Here is an 18,341-nt window from a genome sequence, read left to right on the forward strand (position 1 = left end):
GATGGCGGTTCGTAGCATCGTAAAAATGGGCGACCCGCTGCTGCTGCGCACGGCCGACCCGATTCGGGCCGAGGAGTTTGGCTCGCCCGAACTCGCCGCGCTGATCGCGGACCTGAAGGACACCATGGTGGCCATGAATGGTGCCGGCATTGCCGCGCCGCAGATTGGCGTATCCAAGCAGATCACCATCTTCGGCGGCTTCAAGAGCCCGCGTTACCCGGATGCCGAGGAAGTGCCTTACACCATCCTGTGCAACCCGGTGCTTACGCCGCTGAGCGATGAGATGGCCGACGACTGGGAAGGCTGCCTGAGCGTGCCGGGCATGCGCGGCGTGGTGCCGCGCTACACCCAGCTGCGCTACCAGGGCCAGGACGAACAGGGCAGGGCGATAGACCGCACGGTCAGCGGCTTTCATGCGCGCGTGGCCCAGCACGAATGTGATCATCTGTTCGGCATGCTCTACCCGATGCGCATCCGCGATCTGCGCACCTTTGGCTTTATCGATGCGCTGGGCATGGCCGATCTGCCGGACGAGTGATTGGCAGGTTATTTGCTTAGCACGTGTTGCCAAAGCATTTGAAAACAGCTCACCGCCCGGCTAAGCCGGGCGCTAATCGACAAGCGCAAATCAACGGCTTATTGCTGATTGATCCCACTCCCCCCGCCCTCGCCGCCGCGACGGAAGTCCACGTTGCACGGTTCGTGGAGGGAGCCTCGCTGACGCGAGACAGTGGACTTTCAGTAAATCGGTCAGTTTTGTTTCTTCACCTCTATCTAGCGAGCGGCCATGGCTAATCAGGATTTTTTCAAGGACAAGGCCATTCTGGTCACCGGTGGCACGGGTTCCTTCGGGCGCAAATTCATTGCCACGCTATTGAAAGAACACCAGCCGCGCCGCGTGGTGGTGTTCTCGCGCGATGAGCTCAAGCAGTTCGAGATGCAGCAGGAGCTGAACGCGCCGCAGATGCGTTACTTCCTCGGCGATGTACGCGATGCCGACCGCATCCGCCAGGCCATGCGCGGCATCGACTATGTGGTGCACGCCGCTGCGCTCAAGCAGGTGCCGGCCGCCGAATACAACCCCACCGAATGCATCCGTACCAATGTGGGCGGGGCCGAGAACGTGATCAACGCCGCCATCGAATGCGGCGTGGAGAAGGTCATCGCGCTGTCCACCGATAAGGCCTCCAGCCCGATCAATCTGTACGGTGCCACCAAGCTCTTAAGCGACAAGCTGTTCGTGGCGGCCAATAACATTGCCGGCGGACACAAGACGCGTTTTTCCGTGGTGCGCTACGGTAATGTGGTCGGCTCGCGCGGCTCGGTGCTGCCCTTCTTTCGCAAGCTGATCGCCGAAGGGGCAGACTCGTTGCCGATTACCGATGCGCGCATGACCCGCTTCTGGATCACGCTCAACGACGGTGTAGCCTTCGTGCTGAACAACTTCCAGCGCATGCAGGGCGGCGAAATCTTCGTGCCCAAGATTCCGTCGGCAAGAATTACCGATATGGCCAGCGCGATTGCGCCGAGCTTGCCGCATCGCATCGTCGGCATCCGCCCCGGTGAAAAGCTGCACGAGATGATGATCTCGCGCGACGACGCCCAGCACACCTTCGAGTTCGCCGACCACTATGTGATCGCGCCGGCCATCAACTTCATCGTGCAGAGTAACTACCAGACCAATGCGCTCGGTGCGCAGGGCCAGCGGGTGGCCGAGGGCTTCGAATACGTGTCCGACAGCAACCCGCATTACCTGACGATTGAAGAGCTGGCCGCGCTGGACAAGGCCACGCCCTGATTCCAGCCCGGTAATGCCAACGCCCGTCCTAACCCGCTGGGCCGGCACCCCGCCGGCCCGCTTCGCAAGCAGGAAAGCCGCATGATTCCCTACGGTCGCCAGAGCATCGATCAGGCCGATATCGACGCCGTTGTCGAAGTCCTCCAATCCGACTGGCTGACCCAGGGGCCGAGCATCGAGCGCTTCGAAGCCGCTATGGCCGCACGCCATGAGGCCCAGCATGCAGTGGCCGTGTGCAATGCCACCGCCGCCCTGCATATTGCTTGCCTCGCGGTGGACCTTGGGCCGGGCGACTGGCTGTGGACCACGCCGAATACCTTTGTCGCCAGCGCCAACTGCGCACGCTACTGCGGCGCAAATGTCGATTTCGTCGATATCGACCCGCACACCTGGAACCTGTGTGCCGACGCACTGGAAGCCAAGCTGATCACCGCCGAGCAGGCCGGGCGCCTGCCCAAGGTAGTGGTGCCGGTGGCCTTCAGCGGCCAGAGTTGCGATATGGCGCGCATCAAGCTGCTTGCGCAGCGCTACGGCTTCATCGTCATCGAAGACGCCAGCCATGCCGTGGGCGCCAGCTACCTGGGCCGCCCGGTGGGCTGCGGCGACTATGCCGACATGACCATCTTCAGCTTCCACCCGGTGAAGATCATCACCACCGGCGAAGGCGGCATGGTGCTGACCAACCGCGCCGAGCTGGCCGAACGCCTGCGCAGCCTGCGCAGCCACGGCATTACTCGCAACCCGGCGCAGATGAGCGAACCCAGCCACGGCCCCTGGTACTACCAGCAGACCGAGCTCGGCTACAACTACCGAATCACCGACATCCAGGCTGCCCTGGGCCTGTCGCAGCTGCACAAGCTCGACGCCTTCGTGGCCCGCCGCCGCGAACTGGCTGCGCGTTACGACCAGCTACTGGCCGACCTGCCGCTGCAGCTCCCCACGCGCCAGGCAGGCGCCGAATCGGCCTGGCATCTGTATGTGGTGCGCCTGAAGCTCGACCAGATCGGCAAGACACATCGCGAAGTGTTCGAAGGCCTGCGCACCGCCGGCATCGGCGTGAACCTGCATTACATCCCGGTGCATACCCAGCCGTATTACCGCGCGCTGGGTTTCAAGGATGGCGATTTTCCGAATGCGGAAGCGTATTACCGCGAGGCGGTGAGTTTGCCGATGTTTTCGGGTTTGTCCAATCAGCAATTGGAGGTAATTGTTTTGGCTGCTCGCAAGGTATTGGGTGGTTAATTTTTATTGCGTTTTTGCAATGCAATTTCCTCAATAAATTGTCAGGTGGAAAATGGTAACAAGTCTTGGTGACTTCCACGGAGTTGACCCAAAACTATTCGAGGAATCTGGGGCGCTTGACCCAATTCTAGGTGTAGATACGCGCCTTTTTATTGACCCAAGCTTATTGCGGCACACTACCGTTCCTGAGCTTGCTGAGAGTCGCGAGAAAGTTTCGGAGCATTTTGCAAATGTAATAAGACTGGTGCGAAATATAAGTAGGGAGGATGATGTTTTTTGGCGGAGAGCGGATAAATTACTTCAATTTCCAGAGGTGCAAGGCTTGTGTATTGGATATTCAAGTAAAGGAGTCGCTGGCAAGGGGACTGGTCCACTAAAAAGAAAGCGCCTTCTCTCAACCATTACGCAGATCGTCAGGGCAGGGAATGAAGATGCTGCAATCTTCGAGCTTGTTGGCGCATTTGAGGAGGGGGTTGGCCCTGATTTGATTAGCGACATGATTGCTAAAATAATTATGGCTGATTTGGTGTTGTTTACTCAGCGAGTGTGCAGCGATCTTGGCATTCCAATGGAGATGACGCATTATTCCAAGGGTCTTCAGCCTGATGATTTGCCGCTTAATCCAAATACAAAAAAACCTATAATTTTAATCCCGAAGCAAATCCTCAGGGATCTCCCTGTTGCTGAGACATTTGCCGATATAGATTGGATAACTCAGCATAACGAGGCTGTCAGGGAAGAGTTAAATAAAATTATCGTTGGATCAATTCGATCCTTGACGCCTGCTGAGCGAAAGGATCGAGTTAAGCATGCATTCATCGATCATCCAGAGTTGCTGAAGCAAGTAATTGCTGCTTACGAGCAGGAGGGTGCAAATTTTTACGATTTCAATGATGATCGTGCAGGGGAGACAGTTTGGTATCGGGCGTCGAAAAAGCTACCTCGTCAGTTGAATTTAAAGCTTAGCCTTCCAATCAAGCCCACGTCAGATGACGTATACGCAGTTGTTGAGAAAATATGTTTACACTTTAAGAAACTAATTGAAGACAATCAGTTGTGTAAGCTCTTGTATGATAAAAATGGTCAAAGAAAGCACGAATCAGCGGCGCAGCTCTTATTTTTTGGTGTTGCTGCTGCATATTGTGAGGCAAACGATCTCGATTTATCCCCAGAGAGTGACGGCGGCAGAGGGCCGGTTGATTTTAAAATCAGTTCAGGATTTAGTGGGAAAGTGCTTGTTGAGATAAAGCTAACGAGTAACTTACAGCTGGCGCATGGTTTTGAAAAGCAATTGCCTATATATCAAAAGGCTGAATCCGCTTATAAGGGCATATATCTCGTTATCCAAAATGATGGGATCAGCGATGGACGTTGGCAAGCTTTTAGAGAGCTCGTAATGAGTTCAGGAAAGCGCGCGCCCACAGTCATTGTTGCCAATGGTGTACCAAAGCCATCGGCTAGTATAGCTAATGACTGAGTCATTTATTCATAAAGTATTTTTGGTGTGGGAATGCCCATTCAGATAGTTCAACTTGGTACTGCCCGCGTTCAGGGTGAAGGCCTGCGCCTCGGCACAGTCCGCCGCCCACCACGCGGCGTACCCAAAACCGAATTCGCATCGCAAAACTGGTACGACCTCTGGTTTCCCAATCTTGCGCCGAGTGCCGAAACCATGAAGCTGGGCCAAGCCGCCGAAAGCCCGGCAGACTGGGCGGCGTTTGTGAAGCGTTATAAGGCCGAAATGGCTGAGCCGGCTGCGGCGCATGATCTGGCTTTGCTGGCGGCTTTGTCGCACCAGACCAACTTTTCGGTAGGGTGTTATTGCGAGGACGAAGCGCGTTGCCATCGCGCGGTCTTGCGTGAACTATTACTGGCAAAAGGCGCGGTGCTACAGGGCTAGCAAGCCCCAGCGCGGTTTCAGCGGATACACACGGAGCTTGATTGCATGAAGCCCAAGCGAAAGAAAGCAGTGCGACCATGACTAACATCGCCATCATCCCCGCCCGCGGCGGCAGCAAGCGCATTCCACGCAAGAATGTGAAGCCCTTCCATGGCAAGCCCATGCTCGCTTATTCGATTGCCGCGGCGCAGGCCAGCGGCCTGTTCGACCGCGTGGTGGTCAGTACCGACGACGCCGAGATCATGGCGCTGGCACGCGAGCTGGGTGCCGAGGTGCCGTTTGTGCGGCCCGCCGAGCTGGCCGATGACCACACGACCACGATTGCCGTAATTCAGCATGCCATCCAGACCCTGCAAGCCGCGGGTGAGCCGGTGAGCATGGCCTGCTGCATCTACGCCACCGCACCGTTTGTGCAGCCGCGCTATCTGCGCGAGGGCTTTGAGCTGCTGAGCCGGCGCGCCGACAAGGCCTATGCATTTTCGGTGACCAGCTTCCCCTTCCCGGTGCAGCGCGCGATTCGCCTGAACGAGGAGGGCTGCGTGGATGCGCTCTACCCGCAGTACCGCAACACCCGCTCGCAAGACCTGGAAGAGGCCTTCCACGATGCCGGCCAGTTCTACTGGGGCCGCGCCGAAGCCTGGTTGCGCGGCGAGGTGATCTTTTCCCCGGCCAGCCTGCCGGTGGTTCTGCCTCGCTATCTGGTGCAGGACATCGACACACCGGAAGACTGGCGGCGCGCCGAATACCTGTATGGCGCGCTGCTGGCCGGCGGTGAAATTGGCGGAGATGGTAAGGCGTGAAGGTACTGATACGCGCCGATGCCGCGCTGAGCATCGGTTCCGGCCATGTGCTGCGCTGCCTGACCCTGGCCCAACAGCTGCAAGCGCATGGCGCGCAAGTCAGTTTTGCCTGCCGTGAGCTGCCCGGCCATGTGCAGGACAAGGTGCGCGCGGCCGGCTTTGCCTGCCACAGCCTGCCCGCCCACTACCCGGGCGAAACTACCCAGCGCGCCGAGGCGGCAATAGCCTGGCAGGCCGACTTGGCCGCGCTGCACGCCGTACTGGGCGAAGCGGCGCAGTTCGATTGGCTGCTGGTCGACCACTATGGGCTGGATGCGCAATGGCAGCGCGGCGCACGCACGCTGGCTGCGCGCATTGCCGTCATCGACGACCTGGCCAACCGCCCGCACGACGCCGACCTGTTGCTCGACCAGAACCTGACCGCCACGCCCGAGGCCTATGCCAGCCTGTTGCCGGCCAATTGCCAGCGCCTGCTTGGCCCGCGCTATGCACTGTTGCGCCCCGAGTTCAGCGCCGCGCCGATCGCGATACGCGCGCAGGCGGAGCACGTGCTGGTGAACTTCGGTGGCGTGGACGCGGGCGGCGAAACCTTCAAGGCCATGGCGGCGCTGGCGGGCTTGCCTGTCCAGGCCGATATCGTGGCGGGCGGCGCCAACCCGGCTTGGGATGCGTTGCAGGCGCAAGCAGTGGGCAAAACCGGCTGGACCTTGCACCGCCATGTGGCCGACTTTGCCAGCCTGATGCGCAGGGCCGATGTGTTTCTGGGCGCGGGCGGCAGTACCAGCTGGGAGCGCGCGGCGCTGGGCCTGCCTACGCTGTGCATTGCGGTGGCCGATAACCAGGAGCCGAATGCGCGCGCGCTGCATGCGGCCGGTGTGCACTACTACTTGGGCCGCGACCGCATGGTGGATGCTGAACAAGTACGCGCCGCGCTGGTCGATTTACTGAACGACGCGCCGCGCCGCCAGCAATACGCCGAGCGTTCGCGCGCGCTGGTGGACGGGCAGGGCGCCCGGCGCGTGGCGGCGGCCATGTTGCACGCCTGCCTGCAGCTGCGCGCGGCCACGCTGGACGATGCGCAGCGCCTGTTCGAGGGCCGCAATGCCGATAGCGTGCGGCGCTGGTCGACGAGCCCCGAGCCGATCAGTTGGGATGCGCATATCGCGTGGCTGACGCGCACGCTCACCAACCCGGACCGGCAGCTGTGGATTGCCGAAAGCGCCGACGGGCCGGTAGGCGTGCTGCGCTACGACCGCCAGCCGCACTTGCCCGAGCGCGCCGAAGTCTCCATTTACCTGTTTGCCGGGCGCGAAGGCATGGGCTGGGGGGGCGCACTACTGGCGGCGGGCGACGCGGCCATTGCCCGGCAATGGCCGGCGCTGCGCTTCATCGACGCAACGGTCTTGCCCGGCAACACGGCTTCGCTGAAACTGTTCCGCCAGGCCGGGTATGCTGAGCATGGCAGCGGGTTTGCGCGGGTTTTACCCGCCTGAGCGTATCAAGCAGCAAAAGGAAAGCAGAATGCACAGCTTCATGATTGGCCAGCGCCGCATCGGCGCCGATGCCCCTCCCTTTGTGATTGCCGAGATGAGCGGCAACCACAACCAGTCGCTCGACCGTGCACTGGCGATTGTGGATGCCGCGGCCAAGGCTGGCGCGCATGCGCTCAAGCTGCAAACCTACACGCCCGACACCATGACGCTGGACCTCGACGAGGGCGAGTTCCATATCGGCGACCCGAACAGCCTGTGGGCCGGCACCTCGCTGTACAAGCTCTACCAGGAGGCCTACACGCCTTGGGAATGGCATAAGCCGATTTTTGACCGCGCGGCCGAGCACGGCATGCTGGCTTTCTCCACGCCGTTTGATGAAAGCGCCGTGGACTTTCTTGAATCGCTGGGTGCGCCGGCCTACAAGATCGCCAGCTTCGAAAACACCGATGTGCCGCTGATCCGCAAGGTGGCGGCCACCGGCAAGCCGATGATCATCTCCACCGGCATGGCCAGCGTGGCCGAGCTGGACGAAAGCGTGCGCGCAGCGCGCGAGGCTGGCTGCCGCGATCTGGTACTGCTCAAGTGCACGAGCACCTATCCGTCCACCCCGGCCAATACCCATCTGCGCACCATTCCGCACCTGCGTGAGTTGTTCGGCACCCAGGTAGGCCTGAGCGACCACACCATGGGCGTGGGCGCGGCCGTGGCGGCCGTGGCGCTTGGCGCCACCGTGGTCGAGAAGCATTTCACGCTACGCCGCGCCGATGGCGGCGTGGATTCGACTTTCTCGCTCGAGCCCGAAGAGCTGGCCATGCTGGTGACCGAAACCGAGCGTGCCTGGCAGGCCATGGGCCAGGTGCAGTACGGCGCCACCCAGGCCGAGACCAAATCGCTGGTGTTCCGCCGCTCGCTGTACGTGGTGAAGGACATGGCGGCTGGCGAGACCTTTACCGCCGAGAATGTGCGCGCGATTCGGCCGGGCCTCGGCCTCGCGCCCAAGTTCCTCGACACCCTGCTGGGCAAGCGCGCCGGCCGGGCCATCAAGCGCGGCACGCCGCTGAACTGGGATTTGCTCGGATGATGCGCGCGGGGCTGATCGGCTGCGGCCGCATCGGCTGCGAATTCGACGACGATGCGGCGCGCATCGGCATCTACACCCACGCGGCCGCCTACCGCGCGGCCGAAGGCGTGAGCCTGCATGCGCTGGCCGATGCCGACCCGGCCAAGCTAGCCAAGGCTGCTGAGCGCTACGGCATACCGGCCGAGCGCTGCTATGCCAGCGCCGACGCCATGCTGGCGGCGGGCGGGCTGGACCTGATCAGCATTGCCGCACCCGACCGCTTCCACGCCGATTTGGCCCTGAAGGCCATGGCCACGCCTGGGGTGCGCGGCGTGCTGCTGGAAAAGCCGCTCGCCTTGTCGCTGGACGAGGGCAGGGCGGTGGTGGCGGCTGCCCAGGCGCGCGGCATCGCGCTGGCGGTCAATTACTCGCGCCGCTTCTGCCCGGCCCATGCGCGCGTACGCGCGGCGCTGGACTCGGGCGAGCTGGGGCGTGTGCAGACGGTCACCGGCTTCTACGGCAAGGGCGTGCGCCATAACGGCAGCCACTGGCTGGATTTGCTGCGCCACTTCTTTGGCCCTTTAGCCAGCGTACAAGCCTGGCCCAGCCGCGCTGCCGCCTTCGAGGGCGACCCCAGCCCCGACCTGCGCATCGTGCTGGCTTCGGGCCTGGTCGCGCATCTGCAAGCCAGCAACCACCTCGACTACAGCCTGTTTGAAATGGACATCGTGGCCGAGCATGGCCGCGTGCAACTGTTGGAAAGCGGCCACCGAGTGATCTGGCAGCGCGTGGCCGACAGTCCTTACTACGCGGGCTACCGGCTGCCGCAGCTGGCCGAGGTGGATGAATCGGGCATGCGCGACCTGCTGCTGCATGCGGTGCAGGACCTGCGCGACGCGGTGCTCGCTGTGCGTGTGCCGCGCTGCAGCGGCGAGGATGGCTTGGCGGCCCTGCAGGCGGCCGAAGCCGCTTGCCGCTCGCTGCAATCTGGCCAAGCCGAGGCCCTGCCATGAGCAGCAAACCGCGCCTCGCCATCGTGGCCGGCGACCCCGGCGGCGGTGCCGCGCTGGTGCCGGTGGTAGAGCTGCTCGATGCGCTGCAATGGCCGTGTCATCTGTATGCCTATGCCGAAAGCCTCGATAACTGGACCGCGCGCGGCTGGCCGGTACGCCCGGCGGAACAGCTGCAGGTGGACAGCATAGGTGGATTGATCTGTGCGACCTCGGTCAATGCCCAGATGTACGAGCTGGACTGGCTGGCTGCGGCCCGCGCCAAGGGTATCCCCAGCCTTGCGGTGCTCGATTTCTGGAGCAACTACCTGGCGCGCTTTCAAAAAGCCGGCCAGACCACCTTGCCCGATGCGCTGGCCGTGCCCGATGCGCTGGCGCGCGAGGAGATGATTGCCGCGGGTTTCGATGCGGCTAGTCTGCATATCACTGGGCAGCCGGCGCTCGATAGGCTGGCCAGCATCATGCCGCTATCGCCCGCGCGTCGCCGTGCGCTGCGCGAAGCCTGTGGGGTGCGGGAAGGGCAGCAGCTGGCGCTATGGGTATCGCAACCCCTGCGCATGATCGCGCAGCGCCTGGGGCAGCCCGCCGCCATTGACGAGCAGCAGGCTTGCCTCGCGCTTGAGCAGGTGCTGGCGCAGTTGGGCGAGCCGATTGCGCTGCGTGTGAAACCGCACCCGCGTGAAAGCCGCGCCGATTTCGCCGAACTCGGGCAGGTCTGGCCGGATAGCCGTTTGGTGCCGGATAGCGTGCTGGCTCATGAATTGCTTATATGTGCCGATATCGTGATCGGTATTCACTCGATGATGTTGTTCGAGGCCTGCCAACTGGGGTGCCGGGTGCTTAGCTACCAAGCGGGGCTAGCGCCAGAAGATGACCCGCTGCCGAGCAACCGGGCAGGGTGGAGTTGGCGCTGTGCAGCCGCAGAAGCCTTGCCCGCCATGCTAAAGCGGGCACTGACGGAAAGCCTGCCGCGCCCGCCCAAGCCCGATGGCCAGGCCGCGCAACGCATCATTGAGCAGATGGCTTACCAGATCACGGCACAAGAAAACAGACAGGAATCAGCATGACTGAGCAACTCGCCCTGCTAGGCGGCCAGCCGGTGCGTACGACGCCGCTGCCCGCCTACAACACCCTGGGGCCCGAGGAACGGGCTGCCGTGAACGCCGTCATGGATAGCGGCGTGCTATCGCAATTCCTTGGGGCCTGGACGCCCGACTTCTACGGCGGCCAGCGTGTGCAGCAGCTGGAGCGCGCCTGGGAAGCCCACTTCGACGTGGCGCATGCGGTGTCGATGAACTCGGCCACGTCTTGCCTGTACGCGGCCGTCGGCGCGCTCGATATCGGCCCGGGCGACGAGGTGATCGTGTCGCCCTACACCATGTCGGCCTCGGCCGCTGCTGCGCTGGTTTATGGCGCGGTGCCGGTGTTTGCCGATATCGACCCCGATACCTTCTGCCTAACCGCCGAGACGATTGCCCGCTGCATCACGCCGCGCACGCGCGCCATCATCGTGGTCGACATCTTCGGCCAGCCTGCCGATTTTGCACCCATCATGGCCTTGGCACGCCAGCATGGTCTCAAGGTTATCGAAGACAACGCCCAAGGCCCCGGTGCGCGCTACCACGGCCGCTACAGCGGCACGCTGGCCGATATCGGCGTGTTCAGCCTCAACTATCACAAGACCATTCACAGCGGCGAAGGCGGCATTGCCGTGAGCAATGACGCACGCCTGGCGGAAAAGCTGCGCCTGATCCGCAACCATGCCGAAGCGGTGGCCGAGGCCAAGGGCGAGACTGATCTGGTCAACCTGGTTGGCTACAACTACCGGATGACCGAGATTGAGGCCGCAATTGCCGGCGAGCAGCTGAAAAAATTGCCGGCCCTGCTGGCCACCCGGCAAAGCCATGCCGCTCGTCTGACTGTGCGCCTTGCCGGTCTGCCCGGCATTACGCCGCCCAAGGTGCGCGCCGATGCCGAACATGGCTGGTATGTGTACGCAATCAAATACGACGCCAAGGCGACCGGCGTACCGCGCGCCAAGCTGGTCCAGGCGCTGCGCGCCGAGGGGATTCCGGCGGCAGAAGGCTATGTGAAGCCGCTCTATCTGCAGCCCATGTACCAGCAGCGCATCGCCATTGGCCGAGATGGCTTCCCCTTCAACCTGCCAGCCTATGCGGGCAGCCTGAACTACGCACGGGGTATCTGCCCGACCTGCGAGCAGATGCACTTCGAGTCGCTGATCTATGCCGACTATATCCACGCCAGCCTCAGTGAGGCCGATGTGGACAGCATTGCCGATGCCTGGGTGAAGGTGCTTGGCAATCTGGATGCCTTGCGGGAGGCGCGATGAGCGCGCCCGCCTTCCTGGCCGGCGAAAAGGTGCGCTTGCGCGCGCTGACCGAGGCGGATGCCGATGGCCCCTATGTGGGTTGGCTGAACGATGCCGAGGTGTGCGCGGGCAATAGCCACCATGTCTTCCCCTATGGCCGCGATACCGCGCGCGATTTCATCCGCAGCGCCAATGAGCGCAGCGATGCGCTGACCCTGGCCATCGAGCTGGCGGCCGACGGGCGTCACGTGGGCAACATCGCGCTGAACCAGATCCACCCGCGCCACCGTTCGGCCGAGTTCGCCATCTTGCTGGGCGATAAGGCGGTGTGGGGGCAGGGCGTGGCCAGCGAGGCGGCGCGGCTGATCGTGGCGCATGGCTTTAGTGCGCTGGGCCTGCACCGCATCTACTGCGGCACCTTTGCCGACAACGCCGGCATGATCGCGCTGGCGGCCAGGCTGGCCATGCGTGAGGAAGGCCGGCGCCGCGAGGCAGCCTGGAAAGATGGCCGTTTTGTCGACGTAATCGAATTTGCAGTCCTCGCGTCCGAATGGGCGCGGCAAGAAAACTCAACGAATTGAATGACAGGGATGGCGACATGAGCGAGAACCAACAAGCCTTGATCGACTGGAAGACCGACGCCTGGAAGGACCCCAATATGGTGGCCTGGTATTCCAAGCGGATGTTCGAGAACAGCGGCACCAACCAGCTCAAGCATCATCTCGAGATGCGCTTCATCAGCCGCTATGCGACCGGCCCCAAGGTGCTGGACGTGGGCTGCGGCACCGGGCGTGGCTCGATTCCGCTCGCCCAGCGCGGTCTGGACGTGACTGGCATCGATAGCTCGCAAGCCATGCTGGACGAGACGCGCCGCCTGGCTGGCGATACGCCGATGACCCTGCTGCCGGGCGATGTGGCCAATTTGCCGCTGCCGGACAGCAGCTTTGACTTCCTGCTGTCGCTGAATGTGGTGGTGCACTTCCCGCACTGGCAGAACATCCTCTTGGAGTGGGATCGCGTGCTTAAGCCGGGCGGGCGCATCCTGTTCGACATCCATTCGCTCGACCATCTGGAAGCCGTGCATGGCCCGGGTGAGAAGACCCAGCAGATCCTGCAGGCCAATGAATCGGCGGTGGGCAGCTATATGTCGCATGCGCGCTCGGCCGACCTCGTGGCCTGGGCCGATGAGCATGGCTATCGCGTGCAGGCCATCGTGCCGGTGGGCGGCTTTGTGGTCAGCACCCGTAACCACTGGCTGGCCGATCTGGAAACCAAGCACTGGTGGAACCGCCTCCTGGGCTGGATGACGGCCGACCAGAAGCTGTTCGACTTCGCGCTATGGCTGGAAACCGAGGTGGTGTGGAAGCTGCCGTGTACGAGTACCGGTCGCTTCATGGTGGTGCTCGACAAGGTGGCCGACCCCGAGGGTAATGCGCGTTGGCTGGCCGAGCAGAGACGGCTGAACGCAGCTTGGCGTGCAGGCGATAGCCTGGCCGCATTGCCGGCCCTGGATGCCACCAGCCTGCAGGCGCTCAAGCAGCACCTGATCCATCCGCGCAATACCTATCTGATGTACGAGCTGCTGAATGTGGCGCTGCGCCACTTCCCGGCCTTGCCGCTTGATCGCTATCTGCCTGACGAGTTTGTCCAGCTGTTCTCGGACTGGCATCTGCAGAGCGATATCGACCAGTTCAGCCTGCGCGTGGCCGGCGACTGGCGCCGCAATGGCGGCTTTGGCGCCAAGTTCGAACATGCGGGTGTGCCCTTTGGCCCCGGCATGGAGTACCACCTGGTACGCGACATCCTTACCACCTACCTCGATGTGTTTCAGCAGGGAGAACAATAATGACCATCAAGCAAGGCGCAATCGTTTCCCTGCTTTGGCCACGCTATCACAATGCCATCGAGGCATTCTGTGCCCAGGAACCGGGCATGGTGGTAATCACCCCACGTGCGCAGTTCGATGAAGGCCTTGGCTTTCGCCTCGCGCAGCACGGCAGCCAGTTGATCGAGCTGGAAAGCCTGCTCGACGGTCCGGCCGAGCAGCGTGTGCATGATGGCGTGAATATTGGCCTGACCAAGCTCGCCCATTACTTCACCACCACCGGCTGGGAAGATGGCTGCGTGCAGCTCGAGCTCGACGAGGCGCGCTTCCAGCCGCTGCTGAAGGCGCGTGCCGACGCCGAAGTGCCCGGCATGGTGCAGCTGATCGAGGGCCTACAACTGGCGCACGAGCAGTTTGACGTACGCCTCTTGGTGGTGAGCGAAGACGTGACCGCGAATGCCAAGACCGCGGTGATCTGGGCCAAGCGCGCGGAAATCCCCAGCCTGCAGGTCATGCACGGGGTAGCACTGTGCAAGCCTTACACCGTGCACGGCGCGTTGTTTGCCGATTCGCTGGCCGTGTATGGCCAGCGCGGCCTGGAGAGCTATCTCGACCTGGGCGTGGAGCCCGCTCGTTGCTTCGTGACCGGTAACCCGGCCTGGGATGCCTATCCGCATCATCTGACTCAGCGTGAGTCCTACCGCGCCCAGCTGGCCGAGATGCACCAGCTCGACGCCGCCAAGCCCTGGGTGATGTTCGCCACCACCTGGGCCGCCAATCTGACCGCGCTGGGCGACCCCAGCGCCTTCGAGCACTGCCTGCAGCAGTTCATGCTGGCGGTGCGCGATCTACACGAAGCCGGCGTGGATGCCGAGTTCATCATCAAGGATCGCGCTGGTTCTCAGCTCAATGCCGAAGCCATGCTCGACCAGATGGCTGCAGAGCTTGGTCTGCCCAAATCGGCCTACCGCTACAGCGTGGCGGCGGCCGAACACTGGGTGGTGGCCGCCGATGTAGTGATCGGCACTGATTCCAACATCCAGGTCGAGGCGATGATTGCCGCCAAGCCAGTCGTCAACCTGATGAACTGGTTCGGTCTGCGCCTTGGGCCAAGCTTTGATGTGGACAGCGGCGTCGTGGAAATCGCGCCCGAGGAACTCGCGCCGATTCTGGCCCACCTGATTACCAATCCCGCCACCCGCGAACATCTGGGCGCCAAGGCCCGCGAGGCCGCGCCGCGCTACAACACCGGCGTGGACGGCCAGGCTCATCTGCGTGTGGCCGAGCTGATGCGCCAGCTGCTGAAGAGCAAGGCCCAGCAGCGCTATATCTGGCAGGAATTGCTGGACGTCGAGCATATCGACGCCACCGGCTACCACGACGGCCGTCGCCCCGACCTCGTCAATATGTTCACCAACCAGCCCAAGCTGCTGCTGGATATCGGTTGCTCGGCTGGTGGCACTGGCCTTGCGTTCAAGGAAAAGTATCCGGATGCCCAGGCCTGGGGTATCGAGATCAACCAGGCAGCGGCAGCCAAGGCCGCCACGCGGTTGGATAAGGTGCTATGCGGCAAGTTCGAGGACTTCGACCTGGTGGCCGAAGGCATCGAGCCTGGCACGCTGGACGCGGTGATCATCGCCGACGTGCTTGAGCATATGTACAACCCCTGGGATGTGCTGATGAAGCTCAAGCCACTACTGTCGCCGCGCGGCCAGGTGGTGACCAGTATCCCGAACACCCGCAATATCGGCCTGATGGAAGATCTGGCGCGCGGCTACTGGCGCTATGACGCCTGGGGGCTGCTCGACATCACCCATATCCGCTTCTTTACCTTCAAGGAAATCAAGCGCTTCTTCCACGAGACCGGTTATCACATCGTCCGCTCGGTGAACGGTATCGACCCACGCCTGAAGTCGCTCTACGACCTGTTCGCCCCCAAGGTGCCTTGCGATATCGACTGCGGCAAGATGGTGATGAAGGGCGTGACGCTGGAAGAGCTGGGCGAGCTGTGCTCGCTACAGTTCTACTCGGTGGCCGAGCTTGGCGCCGAGGCGCTCAGCGATTACAACCCGGTGGCCCTGCCGGCCGTGCTGCCTGGCGATAGCTATCAGCAATTCCTACGCTCGCACCTGCTGACGCCGGTCGAGCTCGGTCATTACGAGACCCGTATCGCCCAGTGGGGCCATCAGCCGCTCGTGCATGCGGTGGTGGTGGCCAGCGCCGAAGCCTTGCCGCATATCGCCACCACCATCCAGTCGCTGGCCAATCAGCTGTATTACCGCGTGCGCTTTACCATCCTGGCGCCGGGTGATCGGCCGGATGGCTTCGTTGACAACGAACGCATGCAATGGCGTTCGGTCGATGGTCATCCGAATGCCGCCATCAATGCCGTGCTGGCCGATAGCGATGCCGATTGGGTCAGCGTGATCCAGTCGGGCGACGAGCTGGCCCCGCATGCGCTGCTGTACATGATGGAAGCGGCCTACAGCAATCCGGATTGGCGTGTGATCTACACCGACGAGGATCGGCGCGAGGAGAGCGGGCAGTACAGCGCACCTTACTTTAAGCCCGACTTCTGCCCTGACTACTTCCAGTCTTTGCCCTATATCGGCGATTTCTTCCTGATCCGTCGCGATACCTTTGCCAGCCTGGGCGGCTTCTCGCCCGAGGCGCTGGGCGCCAGCAATTTCGATCTGCTCTTGCGCGTGGTGGACGAGTGCGGCAACAAGGTCATCGGTCATGTGCCCGATGTGCTCTACCACCGTGCCGACAAGCGCAGCCTGGATACCCTGCCGACCAGCGAGAGCATTGCCGCTGGCCAAGTAGCGCTGACCGACTCGCTGCGTCGTCGTAAGGTGGAGGCTGAGGTTCGGTCGGGCAATCTGCCCGGCACCTATCGGGTTCGCTACCGGCATGCGCGCCAGCCGCGCGTGTCCGTCATCATGCTGACCTGCGAGCATCTGCCCGAGCTGCAGCGCACGCTGGAAGGCCTGTTCAACCAGACCGACTGGCCCGATTACGAGCTGTTGATCCTAGACACCGGCAGCGAAGACCCGCTGGTACTCAACTATCTGACCGGCCTTGACGATATGGGCGATGACCGGTTGCGCGTCTACCGTGTCACCGATACTGGCAATCTAGCCAAGCTGCGCAATCAGGCTGCGGCCGAGGCGAGCGGCGAATACCTGCTCTTCCTCGATAATGATGCGACGCCTATCCATGCGAGCTGGCTGAGCGAGATGATGGCCGAGGCGCAGCGCGCCGAAGTCGGCATCGTCGGGCCGCGCCTGCTGCGTCCGGACGGCACCATCGACGATGCCGGCCGCATTCTGGGGCTGATGGGCGTGGCGGAAAGCCCCTTCCTGGGTCTGCGCTTCGACGAGGCCGGCTACTACGGCCGCCTGCAGACCGTGCAGAACTATTCGGCCGTATCGGGCAGCTGTCTGCTGGTCCGTCGCTCGGTGTTCCAGCAGGTGGGCGGCATGGACGAGGCGTTCGACCTCTACCAGGCCGATCACGATCTCTGCTTGCGTACGCTGGCTGCCGGCTACCGCGTGCTGTGGACCCCGTATGCGAACCTCGTGCACAGCCGTGGCGGCAGCATGCTGGATACCCAGATCGTGCCGACCGAGGAGCACAAGGCGCGCGAGGATGCCAACCAGGCCTTGCTGTATCAGCGCTGGCTCAAACAGCTGTCCTTCGACCCGGCCTACAACAGCAATCTGATTCTGCACGGCGGTGTGTTCGAGCTTGAGTCTCGTCCGCAGCTGACCAAGCGCGCGCTGCCCTGGAAGCCGCTGCCACGTCTCCTGTCTATCCCCGGCGATGAATGGGGCTGTGGCAACTACCGGGTAATTCAGCCGCATACCGCGGCGGTGAAGGCCGGCCTGATTGAGGGCTGGAAATCCTTCGATCATTATCTGATGACCGAGATCGGCCGCATGGAGCCCGACACCATCGTGCTGCAGCGCCAGATGATGGATCACCAGCTGCCCTTCCTGCGCGAGTACAAGCAGCAGCGCAATATCCGTCTGGTCTTCGAAGCCGATGACCTGATGACCGAGGTGCCGAAGAAGAGCCTGCATCGTGCCGATCTGCCACGCGGCCTGGGCGACAAGATGCGCCGTGCGCTGGAGTTCTGTGATCGCTTCCTGGTCACCACGGTGCCGCTGAAGGAAGCCTTCTCGGATATGCATCACGATATCCGCGTGGTGCCGAACACCATCGATTTCGATATCTGGGGCGAGCTCAAACCGAAGCGCCGCACCGGCAAGAAGCCGCGTGTCGGTTGGGCGGGCGGGGTCAGCCACGGTGGCGATCTGGAAATCATCTATGAGGTGGTGCGCCAGCTGGCCGATGAGGTCGACTGGGTGTTCTTTGGCATGGCGCCGGAGCCGATCCGGCAGTACATCGCCGATATCCAGGCCGGTGTGCCGTTCAAGGACTACCCAGCCCACCTGGCCAGCCTGAATCTGGACTTGGCGATTGCGCCGCTGGAGCTCAATGCCTTCAATGAGTGCAAGAGCAATCTGCGTGTGCTGGAGTACGGCATCCTCGGCTACCCGATGATCGCCACCAACTACACGCCGTATCAGGGCGATTACCCGATCACCCTGGTCGACAATCGCACCGAGGCTTGGGTGAAGGCGATCCGTGAGCACATCAATGATCTGGACGAGACCGCTCGCCGTGGCGATGCTTTGCGCCAGCATGTGATTGACCACTGGCTGCTGCATGACCATCTGCCGGAGTGGATGTCGGCCTGGTTCGAGTTTTAAGCGGCAGTAAATGTCTGACCGACCGGCAAAAATTGCAGTGCACTGAAATTTTTGCCGGTCCGCACTAAAGTTCTATCAGAACTCGTCGATAAAGGGAGCAAGGCGT

General features: G+C 62.3%; 14 protein-coding genes. All 14 read left to right on the forward strand.

Annotated features, from left to right (window positions below):
- Position 1 precedes the first annotated feature (1 nt).
- The 14 genes from BT173_RS12280 to BT173_RS19045 all read left to right on the forward strand — a co-directional run bounded on the left by BT173_RS12280 (position 2) and on the right by BT173_RS19045 (position 18,235).
- The gene (locus BT173_RS12280; protein WP_072428955.1) at positions 2 to 538 is read left to right on the forward strand and encodes a peptide deformylase; all 537 of its coding nucleotides are present in this window, start codon (positions 2 to 4) and stop codon (positions 536 to 538) included.
- Between the two features lie 249 nt (positions 539 to 787).
- Complete coding sequence (gene pseB / locus BT173_RS12285) at positions 788 to 1,798, forward strand: UDP-N-acetylglucosamine 4,6-dehydratase (inverting) (protein ID WP_072428956.1); 1,011 nt, start codon at positions 788 to 790, stop codon at positions 1,796 to 1,798.
- Between the two features lie 81 nt (positions 1,799 to 1,879).
- Positions 1,880 to 3,040, forward strand: a complete 1,161-nt coding sequence (gene pseC, locus BT173_RS12290) for a UDP-4-amino-4,6-dideoxy-N-acetyl-beta-L-altrosamine transaminase (protein WP_072428957.1) — start codon at positions 1,880 to 1,882, stop codon at positions 3,038 to 3,040.
- 52 nt (positions 3,041 to 3,092) lie between these two features.
- On the forward strand, positions 3,093 to 4,517 hold the full coding sequence (locus BT173_RS12295; protein WP_072428958.1) for a DUF8370 family protein: 1,425 nt from the start codon (positions 3,093 to 3,095) through the stop codon (positions 4,515 to 4,517).
- Between the two features lie 33 nt (positions 4,518 to 4,550).
- Positions 4,551 to 4,940 (forward strand): DUF488 domain-containing protein, encoded by a 390-nt coding sequence (locus tag BT173_RS12300; protein WP_072428959.1) that lies wholly within the window; start codon positions 4,551 to 4,553, stop codon positions 4,938 to 4,940.
- A 77-nt stretch (positions 4,941 to 5,017) separates the two neighbouring features.
- The gene (gene pseF / locus BT173_RS12305; RefSeq protein WP_072428960.1) at positions 5,018 to 5,740 is read left to right on the forward strand and encodes a pseudaminic acid cytidylyltransferase; all 723 of its coding nucleotides are present in this window, start codon (positions 5,018 to 5,020) and stop codon (positions 5,738 to 5,740) included.
- Positions 5,737 to 7,233, forward strand: coding sequence for a UDP-2,4-diacetamido-2,4,6-trideoxy-beta-L-altropyranose hydrolase (pseG, locus tag BT173_RS12310; RefSeq protein WP_072428961.1), 1,497 nt, complete (start codon positions 5,737 to 5,739; stop codon positions 7,231 to 7,233). Before pseF ends, pseG begins: the two co-directional genes overlap by 4 nt.
- A gap of 28 nt (positions 7,234 to 7,261) precedes the next feature.
- Positions 7,262 to 8,314 carry a pseudaminic acid synthase gene (gene pseI / locus BT173_RS12315; RefSeq protein WP_072428962.1) on the forward strand — a complete coding sequence of 351 codons (1,053 nt, stop codon included), beginning with the start codon at positions 7,262 to 7,264 and terminating at the stop codon, positions 8,312 to 8,314.
- Positions 8,311 to 9,306, forward strand: a complete 996-nt coding sequence (locus BT173_RS12320; RefSeq protein ID WP_072428963.1) for a Gfo/Idh/MocA family protein — start codon at positions 8,311 to 8,313, stop codon at positions 9,304 to 9,306. The genes pseI and BT173_RS12320 overlap by 4 nt, the downstream gene beginning before the upstream one ends.
- Positions 9,303 to 10,370, forward strand: a complete 1,068-nt coding sequence (locus BT173_RS12325; protein ID WP_072428964.1) for a CDP-glycerol glycerophosphotransferase family protein — start codon at positions 9,303 to 9,305, stop codon at positions 10,368 to 10,370. The genes BT173_RS12320 and BT173_RS12325 overlap by 4 nt, the downstream gene beginning before the upstream one ends.
- Positions 10,367 to 11,653: a DegT/DnrJ/EryC1/StrS family aminotransferase gene (locus BT173_RS12330; RefSeq protein ID WP_072428965.1), complete on the forward strand. Its 1,287-nt coding sequence runs from the start codon at positions 10,367 to 10,369 to the stop codon at positions 11,651 to 11,653. The genes BT173_RS12325 and BT173_RS12330 overlap by 4 nt, the downstream gene beginning before the upstream one ends.
- Complete coding sequence (locus BT173_RS12335; protein WP_072428966.1) at positions 11,650 to 12,213, forward strand: GNAT family N-acetyltransferase; 564 nt, start codon at positions 11,650 to 11,652, stop codon at positions 12,211 to 12,213. Before BT173_RS12330 ends, BT173_RS12335 begins: the two co-directional genes overlap by 4 nt.
- A 17-nt stretch (positions 12,214 to 12,230) precedes the next feature.
- A complete protein-coding gene (locus BT173_RS12340; RefSeq protein ID WP_072428967.1) occupies positions 12,231 to 13,478 on the forward strand; it encodes a class I SAM-dependent methyltransferase in 1,248 nt (415 codons plus the stop codon).
- Entirely contained in the window at positions 13,478 to 18,235 is a 4,758-nt protein-coding gene (locus BT173_RS19045; RefSeq protein WP_084658529.1) for a glycosyltransferase, read from the forward strand. Before BT173_RS12340 ends, BT173_RS19045 begins: the two co-directional genes overlap by 1 nt.
- Positions 18,236 to 18,341: the final 106 nt, after the last annotated feature.

Source organism: Chitinimonas taiwanensis DSM 18899, from assembly GCF_900119825.1.
Classification (GTDB): domain Bacteria; phylum Pseudomonadota; class Gammaproteobacteria; order Burkholderiales; family Chitinimonadaceae; genus Chitinimonas; species Chitinimonas taiwanensis.

Bases quoted from the DNA above. Each gene is read 5' to 3' on its own strand.
- BT173_RS12280 (WP_072428955.1), top strand. From the start codon at position 2: ATGGCGGTTCGTAGCATCGTAAAAATGGGCGACCCGCTGCTGCTGCGC.
- pseB (WP_072428956.1), top strand. From the start codon at position 788: ATGGCTAATCAGGATTTTTTCAAGGACAAGGCCATTCTGGTCACCGGT.
- pseC (WP_072428957.1), top strand. From the start codon at position 1,880: ATGATTCCCTACGGTCGCCAGAGCATCGATCAGGCCGATATCGACGCC.
- BT173_RS12295 (WP_072428958.1), top strand. From the start codon at position 3,093: ATGGTAACAAGTCTTGGTGACTTCCACGGAGTTGACCCAAAACTATTC.
- BT173_RS12300 (WP_072428959.1), top strand. From the start codon at position 4,551: ATGCCCATTCAGATAGTTCAACTTGGTACTGCCCGCGTTCAGGGTGAA.
- pseF (WP_072428960.1), top strand. From the start codon at position 5,018: ATGACTAACATCGCCATCATCCCCGCCCGCGGCGGCAGCAAGCGCATT.
- pseI (WP_072428962.1), top strand. From the start codon at position 7,262: ATGCACAGCTTCATGATTGGCCAGCGCCGCATCGGCGCCGATGCCCCT.
- BT173_RS12320 (WP_072428963.1), top strand. From the start codon at position 8,311: ATGATGCGCGCGGGGCTGATCGGCTGCGGCCGCATCGGCTGCGAATTC.
- BT173_RS12325 (WP_072428964.1), top strand. From the start codon at position 9,303: ATGAGCAGCAAACCGCGCCTCGCCATCGTGGCCGGCGACCCCGGCGGC.
- BT173_RS12330 (WP_072428965.1), top strand. From the start codon at position 10,367: ATGACTGAGCAACTCGCCCTGCTAGGCGGCCAGCCGGTGCGTACGACG.
- BT173_RS12335 (WP_072428966.1), top strand. From the start codon at position 11,650: ATGAGCGCGCCCGCCTTCCTGGCCGGCGAAAAGGTGCGCTTGCGCGCG.
- BT173_RS12340 (WP_072428967.1), top strand. From the start codon at position 12,231: ATGAGCGAGAACCAACAAGCCTTGATCGACTGGAAGACCGACGCCTGG.
- BT173_RS19045 (WP_084658529.1), top strand. From the start codon at position 13,478: ATGACCATCAAGCAAGGCGCAATCGTTTCCCTGCTTTGGCCACGCTAT.